The organism is Candidatus Enterovibrio altilux (assembly GCF_002381345.1).
Lineage (GTDB): Bacteria > Pseudomonadota > Gammaproteobacteria > Enterobacterales > Vibrionaceae > Enterovibrio > Enterovibrio altilux.
Window position 1 is genome coordinate 1,251,313 of sequence record NZ_CP020660.1, and the last position, 13,578, is coordinate 1,264,890.

At 37.6% G+C, this 13,578-nt stretch carries 9 protein-coding genes and 4 pseudogenes; 7 read left to right on the top strand and 6 right to left on the bottom strand.

The features are described from left to right. Nucleotides 1-38 precede the first annotated feature (38 nt). Nucleotides 39-248: a YheV family putative zinc ribbon protein gene (locus BTN50_RS05265; RefSeq protein WP_096619284.1), complete on the top strand. Its 210-nt coding sequence runs from the start codon at nucleotides 39-41 to the stop codon at nucleotides 246-248. Here the strand turns inward: BTN50_RS05265 and BTN50_RS05270 are convergent. The 4 genes and pseudogenes from BTN50_RS05270 to folB form a co-directional block, all read right to left on the bottom strand. Next, a pseudogene (locus BTN50_RS05270) lies at nucleotides 235-1,061 on the bottom strand (transposase). The gene BTN50_RS05265 and the pseudogene BTN50_RS05270 sit on opposite strands and share 14 nt — an antisense overlap. A gap of 74 nt (nucleotides 1,062-1,135) precedes the next feature. Continuing rightward, the gene (locus BTN50_RS05275) at nucleotides 1,136-1,939 is read right to left on the bottom strand and encodes an undecaprenyl-diphosphate phosphatase (RefSeq protein ID WP_096619285.1); all 804 of its coding nucleotides are present in this window, start codon (nucleotides 1,937-1,939) and stop codon (nucleotides 1,136-1,138) included. Nucleotides 1,940-2,056: 117 nt separating this feature from the next. After that, nucleotides 2,057-2,341, bottom strand: coding sequence for a 2-amino-4-hydroxy-6-hydroxymethyldihydropteridine diphosphokinase (locus BTN50_RS05280; protein ID WP_096619286.1), 285 nt, complete (start codon nucleotides 2,339-2,341; stop codon nucleotides 2,057-2,059). 42 nt (nucleotides 2,342-2,383) lie between these two features. After that, a complete protein-coding gene (folB, locus tag BTN50_RS05285; protein WP_190319738.1) occupies nucleotides 2,384-2,743 on the bottom strand; it encodes a dihydroneopterin aldolase in 360 nt (119 codons plus the stop codon). A gap of 213 nt (nucleotides 2,744-2,956) precedes the next feature. On the opposite strand from folB, the pseudogene BTN50_RS11200 reads away from it, so the two are divergent. From BTN50_RS11200 to arcB, 4 genes and pseudogenes are all read left to right on the top strand, one after another. Further along, nucleotides 2,957-3,484, top strand: a pseudogene (locus BTN50_RS11200) (transposase); the annotation flags it as partial. Between the two features lie 384 nt (nucleotides 3,485-3,868). Further along, on the top strand, nucleotides 3,869-4,351 hold the full coding sequence (gene rppH / locus BTN50_RS05295) for an RNA pyrophosphohydrolase (protein WP_096619289.1): 483 nt from the start codon (nucleotides 3,869-3,871) through the stop codon (nucleotides 4,349-4,351). Between the two features lie 708 nt (nucleotides 4,352-5,059). Beyond that, nucleotides 5,060-5,349, top strand: a pseudogene (locus BTN50_RS11205) (IS5/IS1182 family transposase); the annotation flags it as partial. 504 nt (nucleotides 5,350-5,853) lie between these two features. Then, on the top strand, nucleotides 5,854-8,199 hold the full coding sequence (gene arcB / locus BTN50_RS05300; RefSeq protein ID WP_096619290.1) for an aerobic respiration two-component sensor histidine kinase ArcB: 2,346 nt from the start codon (nucleotides 5,854-5,856) through the stop codon (nucleotides 8,197-8,199). Between the two features lie 652 nt (nucleotides 8,200-8,851). Here the strand turns inward: arcB and BTN50_RS05305 are convergent. After that, entirely contained in the window at nucleotides 8,852-9,622 is a 771-nt protein-coding gene (locus BTN50_RS05305) for a nucleotidyltransferase family protein (protein ID WP_096619291.1), read from the bottom strand. A gap of 678 nt (nucleotides 9,623-10,300) precedes the next feature. Here BTN50_RS05305 and BTN50_RS11210 point away from each other — a divergent pair. Continuing rightward, nucleotides 10,301-11,163 (top strand): annotated as a pseudogene (locus BTN50_RS11210) (IS5 family transposase). Nucleotides 11,164-11,554: 391 nt separating this feature from the next. After that, entirely contained in the window at nucleotides 11,555-11,866 is a 312-nt protein-coding gene (locus tag BTN50_RS09460; RefSeq protein WP_118779916.1) for a transposase, read from the top strand. A gap of 137 nt (nucleotides 11,867-12,003) precedes the next feature. On the opposite strand, the gene pepA is transcribed toward BTN50_RS09460, so the two are convergent. Beyond that, nucleotides 12,004-13,512: a leucyl aminopeptidase gene (gene pepA / locus BTN50_RS05315; RefSeq protein ID WP_096619293.1), complete on the bottom strand. Its 1,509-nt coding sequence runs from the start codon at nucleotides 13,510-13,512 to the stop codon at nucleotides 12,004-12,006. Nucleotides 13,513-13,578: the final 66 nt, after the last annotated feature.

Genomic DNA, 13,578 nt, shown 5'->3' on the forward strand with positions numbered 1-13,578 from the left:
CCGTTTGGTGTGACTTAAGAGTTATAGGGGGGGAGAACATGAGCAAGAAATATTTTATTGCGGGTGCTATCTGCCCATTGTGTCAAGGAAGTGATACGCTGCGTTGGTGGAAAGACCCCCATGTGAAAGTCATCGATTGCATTAAATGCGGGTATTTGAACCGCAGATCACCGCTTACGGAAGAGAAAGTGGAGCATATTTCTGAAGATCCTGACACACGAGTGATTGGGGTATTCAAACCCCAGTGATAGTTGGTTGCATAATTTTTTGTATTTTAGGCATGCTTAGTTCTGTCAGCTTATTTAACGTTTTTACCATGGCGTAAATTTTGCTAATCTGAGCATTGTAATCTCTTAAGCTCAATGTTCCTCCGAATAGTTTTTTGACTCGCAACATTGCTGTCTCTGATAGGAAACGTTTATGGTAACCACACCTCGTTTTCTAATGTTGATTTGAACCATTCATTTAATACGAAGGTTGCGTAATATTTTTTGGGGTCGTAGGCACCATAGCTTGATATTTTATGGGTTTTTCAGTAGGTTTATTGGAGCAAATTAGGTAGCATTTTACCGTCAGTTACACTTGATTCAGCAAAAGTGAGTTTATGCGTATCTATATCTGTTGCGAAATGTAATTTGAGTCAGACTAACCAGTTGCTGCTAATGCTATGCTTTTTACTTTTCACTCGTCTTCACCGTAACTTTTAGCTCAATAAAACCAATAGTTAAGTGTTGGATAGTTACTGGAATCTTCGTTTTGAACTCAACGTTAACTGTTTTTGTTTGCTAACGTATAAATAGTGAGGGAATGATAATGGCAGCTGAACAAATTTAAAAAATAGAATTAATGAATTTTTGCAGACCTCTTAATGGCGTTGAAAATACGCGTTTAACCATGAAAGTCATCGTAATGGCTAAGTCATTAAATAAAAAAGTTTTTCACGATTATCCTGTTTGATCCAATTCCATAGCTAATTGGCTTTTTCAACAATTCAGAATGTCAGTGAACTACAATTGATTATACTACTTCCAGTTAGTTATTTTGTATTCAAGTTTACACAGAGACCTAAGTATGCAAATGCACTTGACTCTTCAGATTGTATCATTGATGATTGGAGACATAAAGTTCTCTTTAGTTATCGTATCATCAAAAATACCGCTAAGCTAACGCCTAGCAAAATACGGTAAATAATGAACGGCTTCATACCCATCGTCATCACGATCTGCAAGAACCAGTGAATGCAAATATACGCACACACGAATGAAACAAGGACGCCCACAAAGATTGGCTCCCACATCACAGGAACATCACTATTTGCTAAGCCAAGGCCGAGGTAACAACCTGCAATGGTGATAAGAGGAATCGATATCAGGAATGAGAAACGTGCAGCTGCTTCACGAGTATACCCTAGATACAAAGCCATGGTTATGGTTGCTCCAGAGCGAGACGTACCAGGAATCATCGCTAGAGCTTGCCACAAACCAATTAATAATGCCGACTTTGGTGTGGTTTTGTATTCGTCAATGTTGCATTTCGCGTTGCTGTCCACCCACCATAGTAATAAACCAAAAATAACACAGGTCACTGTAATTACCCACACAGAGCGTAAATAGACTTCGATTATATCTTTCATAAATAAACCGAAGATACAGGTCGGAATGGTAGCCAGCACAATCATCCATGCCAAAGTAGCATCAGCGGAGCGTTCATCTTTAAAAATTGAACGAAAAAAAGCCCCCAATAGCTGTGTAACTTCCTTACGAAGGTAGCTAACAACCGCAAAGAGTGTACCCATGTGCACAGCTACATCGAATGCAATGCCTTGATCTTGCCACCCTAAAATTATTGAAGGGAGAATAAGGTGTGCGGAGCTAGAAACAGGAAGGAATTCTGTTAGCCCCTGAATTAAAGCCAGCATAGAGGCTTCAAATATGCTCATAAATAATCACTTATAGCGTTAAAAAAATCACGACATGGAGAAATTAGTAACCGGCCATAACGGCTGATCGCCTGTGAAAGCAAATTTATACATATCTTTTCACGGAAACTTTGAACCTTATGAGCGCATTGCATCACCATACGTCAGCAGATCAATATCTAACGTACGATCACGACACCTTACTCTTTTAGGTTCACTTCCACATTGCGGCTTTATTTTGCGCAGTATAACTTTACTTCCTTCAAACGTCAGTTTGGTATGATGCTCAATGACAAGGTTATAAAAATTAGGGCCACCAAAAATCAGCAGTACAGCTTCAAAAATCTGAGAACAATGACAATGCGGATTAAGCATGCTCAGTGCGGCAAGCCCTGTAAAAAATATAGTATTTGTGGTCAACATTGTATCCTACGATTACCAATACCTGCGTCTCTATTCCTAGTGCTATCTTGTACCTCGTTCAATTGTCACACCTACGGTGCGAGCTTGTGGTACTGCACCCGGTTTGCTGACCCTTACACGGATCCAAGGCACTGAAAATTGCGTTTGAATCAAAAATGCAACTTCTTCTGCAACACGTTCAACTAACAAGAAATGTCCCTGCTCAATATGCTGAATCACTGCCTCACTAACAGCAGCATAGTTTAGCGTAAAACCTACATTATCACTTGCTGCAGCAGGCTTATTGTCATGGGCTAGTTCGATATCAAACATAAGTTTTTGTTTGATGTGCTGCTCCCAGCTATAAGCACCTATAGTGGTAATAACTTCAAGTTGTTCAATAAATACTAAATCCATGTTCAGTTAAATTTTTTTATAAATTGGATATTCATTATGCACAAAAGTGACTTTGTTTCCTAATGCAAGTTAAAATAATAAATTTTAACATAATTCATCATTAAACAATTGTATTGACTGTAGGCATACTTAGTCCGGTCAGCCTAAAACAAAAGCGATTGCTTAATCGTTCATGGTGTTGGGATTTGCTATTTGAACTCGAATTAGGCAATAGAGCCACAAGGATTCATTACTTCCATTTTCAAACTTGCTCAACTGCCGTTGTCATGCCATCATTATTTGTGCGCTAGTAAACGAATTAAAACGATTCTTCTTGCATTTAAGACGAAGACTAAAAGAACCATTCAACACTGAGCTATTGATTCTACGGGTTTAGAAGTCTACGGTGCCGGAGAACGAAAAGTAAAAAAGCTTGGCACTGATGGGGAACGAAAAATTTCACACAAGTTATATTTAGCGGTAAATATAAATATATATGAAATTATTGCTGCTGAGTTTAGTGCATCCAATGTGACTGACGATGAAGTGCTATTTAATGGACTCGGATAAATCCGCTGAGTAATCCATAATATATCAGGTCGTGGTATGTGCGACATTAAACCATGTTACGAAACTGTTTGTGTTAAATGAGCAGTTCCATTTGATTTGTCAAGAAAAGGAGTAACTTTGGGGGGAGCTAAGTATGGTAACCATAAACGTTCCCTATCAGAGACGGCAATGTTCCGAGTCAAAAAACTGCTTGGAGGACATAGAGCCGAAGAGGTTATAATATTTAGATTCGTGATACTGAAGCCATGATAAAAGCGTTAAAGACGTTAAGAGTGCTCAGTATGCTTGAAATGAAAGCTCTCATCTAATAGTTAACTATGACTTGTTGCGTTGAATACGGATTAAAAAATAAAACCACTCATTAGCGTCCGAATACATCAGATGTTTCAGGTGTTTAATCCTACATGTTCAAATTAGTTTAGTTGGGATGAAATAAACTATGTGAAAGGTAAGTCTGCACAAGTTTGTCTACAAAATTAGCGAATAAACATGCGTGTGATTTCATACGTAATGTTTATTTACCACTGTTCGTATAGTGTGATTAAATAACTATTAATAGATATTTATATTTGAGGTTGTCCAGTGATAGATGGCGATGGCTACCGGCCTAATGTAGGGATTATTATCTGTAATATCTACGGTCAGGTCCTCTGGGCTCGTCGATGCGGACAACACTTTTGGCAGTTTCCTCAAGGTGGTATTGATGACGGAGAAACTTCTGAACAAGCCATGTTTCGTGAGCTATATGAAGAAGTTGGACTGTCTGAAAAAGATGTGCGAATTATGGCGATAAGCCGTTATTGGTTACATTATAAGTTACCAAAACGTTTAGTTCGGTGGAATGCAAAATCAGTGTGTATTGGACAAAAACAAAAATGGTTTTTGTTGAAATTGGAATGTGTCGAGTCTAAAGTGAATGTGCAGCGTGGAAGTATACCTGAATTCGATGGTTGGCGCTGGGTGAGTTATTGGTATCCTGTAAGGCAAGTGGTGTCATTTAAGCGCAATGTTTATAGATGTGCAATGAAAGAATTTGTGACAATTGCAATGCCTTTTTATGGGTGAAACATACAATGCAAAGTTCAGAGAGGTTCCACACAAAACTAGAAGGCTAAAACGATGGTATTAATGTCAACTAAATTGCAGAATATAGGATATAATTTTATTTATTCAAGTGATGTGAAGCAGTTGTTTAAAACTTTGGTTGGTGACACGCGTGAAGCGATGACCATAAAATATTGCTATGCTTATACGATTTCCCATGACTGATAGTCGATGAGTTAATGCTACGAAAAGATTAAATGCCTATGCTAGCTGTATTTTCTTATTTTTTGATGCAAGTTTGGTTTGGTTGATTGAACGCGAAGCTGAGCTTATTAATATTGCTTATGCTAGTGTCCATGCTGAATTTGAATGCTTCTCTAACCTTGGTAAAGACCCCTTTAATCCTTTTCTTAGTCTTAGCCTCATTTGCCAATATAAAGTACTCGATGTATTAATTATCTAACTACATAATCCTCATTCAGTCAATGAAAGTGAAGAGTGGTTTTTTATCTTGTTGTTATCTCCGTTTATTACTAGTTTTAATGACTTTAGCCTAACAGTAATAATAGTTTAGCTTTATTTTTTAATGTGAGTTCAGATAAAAAATGTCATAGGCTTGAATATTTAAATGAACCTAGCTATTTAAAGCATAGATTAATAGTCAAGCTTTTTGATTTAGGAAATAAAATTCATCCAAGATGAAGACGAAAGGGTCCATCTAAAATTTAGTCATTGATCTCACCAAAAGAAGGAATAATTTTTTAGGAACGAGATCACCCGTTTAATTTAGCGGTTAGTTATCAAAAATTATACAGTTTCAATCAGCATTGAAAAATAATGAGGTATGGTTACCATAAACGTTCTCTATCAGAGACGGTAATGTTTTGAGTGAAAAACGATTTGGAGAGATATTGGGCTTCAGGGATCACAATGCCCAGATTAGTGAAATCTACGCAATGATAAAAACGTTAAATAAGCTAACAGAGTTAGGCATGCCTAAAATGAAAGCGCTTGTTTAATCGTGCATTATGTGGAATTTGCTACTTGAGCTTTAATGAAAAACAAAGCTTGTAATGAGAAAAATACTTAATATATTTTTCAATGAATTATCCAGATTCAAAATGACGTTATGGTGTATAGAGAGTTTTAATGTATATAATATTTCTCCCTGAGAACAAAGATATTGTTGGTAAGCTCTATACGTAATGCATTAAGAGGGAGAACTTGATCCTTCACATTTATTTGAAATGATACCATAAACAAACGATCAGATATTAAAAGTCAACGGAAGCGTATGACAAAATCATTGGTAAATTCATTGAATATGAGTCTGACTTTTAAATCATAATGAACTTATTGAATACATAATCTAGCAAAGCATGCATGGCCAAATGGTATTACTTCTACAGAATCATAATCTAATCAGTGAATAAATTGATACATCTGCAGTATTTGAATGCCTTTTTTGATTATTCATGTCGCTCGCTGTGATGTTGCTTCTACACTGTTGATTAGGAAGTTCAATGAAGCAAATTAAACTTTTGGCACAATACTACGTTAATCTTTTGGTTAAACTTGGCATTGTTCGATTTAGTATGTTATTGGCCCTAGCGCTTATAGCGCTTGCTGTTGTAGTGCAAGTCACTATTACATTAGTACTTAATGGTAGTGTTCATGATAACGATATTCTTCGTTTTGTCATTTTCGGTCTTCTTATCACACCTTGGGCTGTCTATTTTCTGTCTGTCGTTGTTGATCAGCTTGAAAAATCACGACAGCACCTTACTACATTTATTGAAAAGCTCGAAGAGATGCGCTTTCGTGATATGGAGTTAAATCGTCAGCTGACGTATAATGTTGAGCAGCTCAATCAAGAAATTGAGGAGCGTAAACGAGCAGAAGTAGCGCGCAAAGCAGCGATACTTTCTTTAAAAAAGGAAGTACATCGGCGTGAAAAAGCACAATTAGAATTAGCTGAGCAAACAGCATTGCTTCGATCGTTTATTGATGCGTCACCTGACTTGATTTATTACCGTAATGAAAAAGGTAAATTTTCAGGGTGCAATAAAGCAATGGAAGACTTAACGGGTAAAAGAGAGAGTGAGCTCGTTGGTTTGACGCCTTGGGATATTTATAGCAAAGACATTGCCAGTAAAGTGGTTGAAACAGATCAACAAGTGTTTGATAATAATGTGTCACTTACATATGAGCAATGGCTCATATACAGTGACGGGCAGAAGGCCTATTTTGAACTACGAAAGCTACCGTTTTACTCTCAAGATGGTTTCCGATTGGGGTTGGTTGGATTTGGTCGGGAAATAACGGAACGTAAGCGTTATCAAGATGAGCTAGAAAAAGTGAATCAGGATAAAATAGCATTTATTTCCACGATTAGCCACGAATTGCGAACGCCACTAAATGGCATTGTTGGTTTGAGTCGTATGTTGCTGGATACTCGTTTATCCTGTGAGCAGTCAGATTATTTACGTACCATACATGTTAGTGCTATTACATTAGGTAATATATTTAATGATATCATTGATTTAGATAAGTATGATCGTAGTAAGTTAGAGTTGGTTTCCCAACCAATAGATTTACTTGATTTTATGACAGAAATTGAAAATATTAGCGGATTAATGGCTGAGCAGCAAGGTCTTCGCTTTTCGCTAGACAAAATCACATTATTTCCTCCATCGGTAATGCTTGATGCCACGCGCCTTCGTCAAATATTGTGGAATTTAGTGGGTAACGCCGTGAAGTTCACTAAGCAAGGAATCGTGAACGTTGTGGCGAGGTGTAATGTTAAGGATAATATCGCACACTTACAATTTGATGTGGGAGACAGTGGCATTGGCATTCCACTTGAAGAACAGAATAAGATCTTCGCGATGTACTATCAAGTGCAGCAAGAAGAAAATAACCTGCATGCAGTAGGGACGGGAATTGGATTGGCAGTATCGAGAAAGCTTGCTCGTTTGATGGGAGGCGATATTGTTGTAGATAGCAAAGTTGGTGAAGGGAGTACGTTTACCGTTACCTTGGGTGTGCCTTTGTCTGAACCTTCTAAAGATATAGGAATAATTATTGTCGAGCAAATACCACTGAAAATCTTACTTGTTGAGGATATCGAACTTAACATTACAGTGACGGTAGATCTGCTGGAAGGCCTTGGTCATACGGTGATTGTTGCGCGATGTGGAAAAAAAGCACTGGAAATTCTCCCAACTACGTATTTTGATCTTTTATTATTAGACATTCAGCTTCCTGATATGACAGGGTTTGATATCGTGAAGGTATTGCGTGATGGTAATGTATCATTACCTCCTCTGGTGGCTCTTACCGCTAATGTTATTAAAGATAAAACAGAATATATTGCTAGAGGCATGGACGATGCCATCAGTAAACCTATTAGTGTAAGCGCAGTGGTTGACGTTATTGAACGTTTAGTTATGCAATGTCATTTTAGTAAAGAGCAGACGGTAGTCCTTGGGCAAAAGCGACTGAACAATAATTTGTATGCAACATTATTGGATCTTGAAATGTTGAGTTCTTATGTCGATATAGTAGGTCCTGTACCTGTATATAAGAGCATTATTATGTTTGAAAAGTTGATGCCTGAATACTTGCAAATTCTTGGTAGCAATGTGATAGCTAAAGATCAGAGAAGTATTGCTAGTAAGGCACACCAGATAAAAAGTGCTGCATGTTCTATTGGTTTGAAACACATTCAGAAAGTGGCTCAAAAGGCTCAATCTCCGGATCTTCCTGCATGGTGGGAAAACATTACGGATTGGGTCGATGAGATTCAAGCAAGTTATAGCCATGATCTCGGTGTGCTTAAGCAATGGTTGAATGAATACAAAAAATAAATGAGTTTTTAAAAATGATGAATGTATTGTGAGTATAGCACGTGTTTATTAAAAGCTCACAGCTTAAGCCAGTACCATCAGATAACCCAGAGTCTTACAATGTATAATACTATGAACTTAAGAACTGGTGACTTTTTTATTCCTTGTTCCCGTCGGCTTTGTTTCCTAATTCAAGTCTAAATGACAAATTCAAGCATGATTCACTAGAGACAATCGCTTTCGTGTTAAGTGCACCTAGTTTTATTAGCTTATTTAACGCGTTGATCATTGCGTAGGTTTCGCTAACTTAAGTTGTGTGATCGCTTCGATTAATTGTCCTGCCGAGTAGTTTTTTGACTCAAACTGTGCTGCCTCTGCTAGGAACCGTTTATGATAATCAGTTTTATTTTCTAAATTATGAAATTAAATTTTCAATCAACACTCTAAACAGCTAGGCTTCCTTCAATACTCAGGTCTATGAATAAGCTTCATAGTTTTGTTTCCTAACTCAAATTTAGATAGCAAATTCCAATATAATGAACTATTAGATGACTAGTCTTGTTTTAGGTATACTTAGCTTATCAGTTTATTTACTACTTTTATTATTGCATAAGTTAGCCAATTTAGTCATTGTAATCCCTGAGGGGCTTTATTACTTTATTGAAGCCTTCCTTTATACTTCAATGTTCATAAGTTGATAATGTTGCCAAGCATTGTCATACAGTGCTCGAGATTGCTGACGAAGATGCTCAATTCTAGCAAATTCATGTTCACTTAATATTCGGTCTTGAAGAGCAGCATTGCGTTCAATGATTTGTATTTCGCGATAAATATTATGTTCTTGACCGTTCTTAATCTCAAAGATGCCTTTTAAATGAAGTTGAACCTCGACAATGAATTGAGATTCTGGTAGCATCAGCAGTACTTTTAAGTCACGGTAACCTGACGGTTTTGGTAATTGAAATCGATTTATAACTTCTTGAGTGCGCGCCGCAGCTGTAAGTTCGGTGTACACTCTTATTAGTCCTTCAACGGAATCGACTTCCACTGTTATACGGGCAATATCCGTTAATTTAGACGCGTCTCCAGCAAGTTCTCCAACTATTTTTTCTTCTGCGCGCGTTTTCTCTTTCAAACCGGAGGAATGAACTGTACCGTTAACGTGATGAGCGATTTGATGGGTGAGATTTTCAAGTTCTTGCTGTGCCTGAGGGGCAATATTATAAAGTTTTGCAAGCGTTTGATAAGGTTGACTAACGTTGATTGCACGGAATGAAGGAATGGACAATAGTTCAAATATAGGGCTGTTATTATTTATTATAGTCTGTTGATATGAGACGTATTGGCTAAATTTGAACTTTTGAACATCAAGCCCATCCGCATGCGCAGAAACGCGAATGACAAGGATTGGCACAATCACCCAAGCATGAAATATTCTTCCCATCTAAGTACCTAATATTTGGTTCAGGATGTGCGCACAGCACAATCATAACATTGTAAGTGGAATGTTAGCTGAGCGATCACTCTATGAAATAGCGCCCAGTCTCAAACTGAATATAGGGTGTTTGGCGTAGGTCAAAATAATTAAAATAGTTCACTACTAAATATGGTTTTATATTCATTAAAGCGAACTTAGCATCACATACTTACTGTTTTATTGTGATGATTATGACTATAATTTAAGTATGTATTATTTTTATTAGTAAACAATATTAACTCTAGCAGTAACGTTACTTATGGATTGTTCACTTACAATCTATCACCTGTCATAGTTACTTTGTTAGGTTGAAAATTGGGTTATAAGAAGAAAAGTAATGAATCAATATTTAGAGTAAATACTGTATTTTTAACGAAATTACTTCAATGATATTCTGCTACATCGATATCCATATGGAGCTGATCAATTGAAATTATTTTTTAGACTGATGTCCCTACCAGTAGTTTTGCAACTCAAACCATTGCTGTCTCTGCTAGGAGGCATTTGTTTATGGTAACCGATTTTATTTCCTAAATCAGGGAACGAAATTTTTAATCAGCATTTTAAACAGTGAGACTAACTGAAATATTCAGGTTTATAAACAATTTTCGCTACAAAACAACTAACTGAAAATAGTATAATTAAATTTTAACCAATTATGACTCACTCACATTTTGGATTAATGAAGCAGCTATTCAGCTATGAAATTAAACTAAGCAGAGGAATCATGGGAGACTTCGTTTATTTAGTGACTTAGCCGTTATAATGGTCTGCATGGTTAAATGCGTATTTTAATGCCATTGAGAAGTCTGCAAAATTAATTAATTTTTTTAAATTTGCTCAATTGCCATTATCATGCTTTCACTATTTATTCATGAACAAACGCGTCAAAACGGTTAACGTCACGCTCAAGACGAAGACTAACGGAAGCATACACCACTTAGCCATTGGTTTTGCAAGGCTCAAAGTCTACGGTGCAGAAAAACGAAAAGTAAGAAGCATTGTACTAATGGAAACGGCGAGTCTGACAAGTTACATTTAGTGATAGATATAAATATGCATGAAATCATTGCTGTTGAGTGAAGTGCATCAAATGCAACTGACGGTGAAGCGTAACCTAGCTTACTTAAACATACTCGCTGAATAATCAATGAAATATTAGCCTATGGTGTTTACGACAGCAGGTAATATTACGAAACCGTTCGTATTAAACGCGCTGTTTCATTTATGCTACCCAAAAAAGGAACAACTTTTTGGGACGAGGTCATCCGCGTAATTTAACAATCAGTTACCAGAAGGTATGCGGTTCAAAAAACATTAAAAAAACGAGGCATGGTTATCATAAACGCTCCCTATTAAAGACGGCAGTGTTTCAAGTTAAAAAATTACTAGGAGGGGACATTGAGCTTGAAAGATCATAATGTTCAGATAGCTAAATTTACGGCATGATAAAAGTGTTAAATAAGTTGACCAAGTTAAGTATGTTTATAATAAAAGCAATTATTTAATAATAAATGATTAAATAAATAAGTACTTTCAATGCTTACACATATGTAGATTGAGTTTTTTAAATAGTTCGGTTCACTTAAAGATTTATGCTGATGGACAAGCTTTACCACAAAAATAACCACTAGAAGCAATATAATCAAACTGTAGTCAATCGTGGCCCACTAACATTTTGAAGTGATGAAGAAGTTATTCCGCTATAGGATCAACCCAAGCAAGATAATCCTAGGAAACTTCATGTATTTAGTGCCTGAACCATTACGATAGTCTCTTGGTTAAATGCCTATTTTAACGCTGCTGTCATGCTCTCATTATTCATGCATTAGCAAACAAGTCAAAACGGTGAACATCACAGTTAAGACTAAGATTGCAGGAACCAGCTAGCATTTTGTCATTGATTCTACAGGGCTGAAAGTCTACGATACCGGCGAATATCAAGTAAAAAAACATGGCAATAACGAGAACTGTTGCGTCTGGTGCAAGTTACATTTAACGGTAGATATGAATATGCGTAAAATCATTGCTGCTGAGTTTAGTTCATTAAATGCGACTAATTGTGAAGTGCTGCTTGACCTGCACAAACAGAGCTGTCGAAGAATCGATGAGATATCTGGTGATGGTGCTTGCGACACCGATAATGTTACGAATACCATTCGTATTAGACGAACGGTTTCACTCATCCTACCGGTTTTGCTGCCTAAATAAGGGAACTAAACTCTTAATCTACGCTCTAAATAGGTATAGGTCTGCCTATTATGAAAACAAAAGTCGAATAGTTAACCATGTTAGGACTTGTTATCTGAACTCGTAGGTAACAAAGCCCTTTTGTGTTAGTGGTATTTTTACGCTACTGTCTCTAAACCAGAACGGTTCAAAAGGAACTGAACTAGCATTGGAACAGGACGGCCAGTAGCCTCTTTGTTTGTGCCGTCGCGGAAAGCAGTACCTGCGATATCAAGGTGAGCCCAGTTGTATTTCTTCGTAAAGCGAGACAAAAAACAACCAGCGATGATAGCACCACCGCCGGGGCTACCAATGTTAGCCATATCAGCAAACGTACTCTTGAGTTGTTCTTGGTATTCTTCAGTCATTGGCAGGCGCCACGCTCGGTCACCTGCTTGTTCTGATGCATTAATAAGTTCGTGTGCAAGGGAGTTATGGTTAGAGATTAAGCCACTAATATGATGGCTTAGAGCAATGATACATGCACCGGTAAGGGTGGCAACATCAATGACACATTCTGGCTTGAAACGTTCAACGTAAGTCAAGACATCACACAATACCAAGCGACCTTCAGCATCCGTATTCAATACTTCTACTGTTTGACCAGACATCGTCGTCACAATATCACCTGGTCGGTATGCATTGCTACCTGGCATATTTTCACAACCCGCAAGAACACCAATAACGTTGATTGACAACTTAAGCTTAGCTAACGACTTCATGGTACCAAAGACCGATGCAGCACCGCACATGTCGTATTTCATCGCAGCCATATTTTCTGCCGGCTTTAATGAAATACCACCGGTATCAAATGTTAAGCCTTTGCCAACCAATACAATTGGCTTTGCATCTGGATTTGGGTGACCTTTATATTCAATGATCGACATCATGGATTCGTTTTTTGAACCTTGGCCTACAGCGAGGTATGATGTCATACTTAACTCTTTCATTTCTTGTTCGCCGATGATTTTAGTGCTTACTTTATCAAAGTCATTTGCTAATTGACGGGCTTGTGATGCAAGGTAAGCTGGGTTAGCAATGTTTGGTGGCATGTTGCCAAGATCTTTACAGACATTAACACCAGAAGAGACCGCTAATCCGTGTGCGATGGCAGATTCCCCAAGATTAAGCTCACGACGTGTTGATACGTTGAATACTAGTTTGCGTAGTGAACGACGTGTTTCTAGTTTAATACTTTTAAATTGATCGAAAGTGTATAAACTGTCTTGGGTGCTTTCAACTGCATGGCGCACTTTCCAATAAATATCACTTCCTCTGACGTGCAGTTCTGTTAGGAAGCAAACGGCTTCCATTGATCCGGTTTCATTTAACGTACTGATGGTTTTTTTTATTATTTCTTTATATTGGTGCTCTCCGAGCTCACGTTCTTTTCCACAACCTACCAGTAGAACACGCTCAGACAAAACATTAGGAACATGATGAAGGAGTAGTATTTGCCCTGATTTACCTTCGAGATTACCACGACGTAGTAAACTACTGATGTAACCGTCGCTGATTTTATCGAGTTGTTCTGCGACAGGCGACAGGCGACGTGGTTCAAATACACCGACTACGATACAAGCACTACGCTGTTTTTCTGGACTGCCGTTTTTTACACTGAACTCCATGCGAACTCCTACATCCTCAAGACAAGTGGGGCTAAATGTTGAATAATACTCACTTTATTTACACTC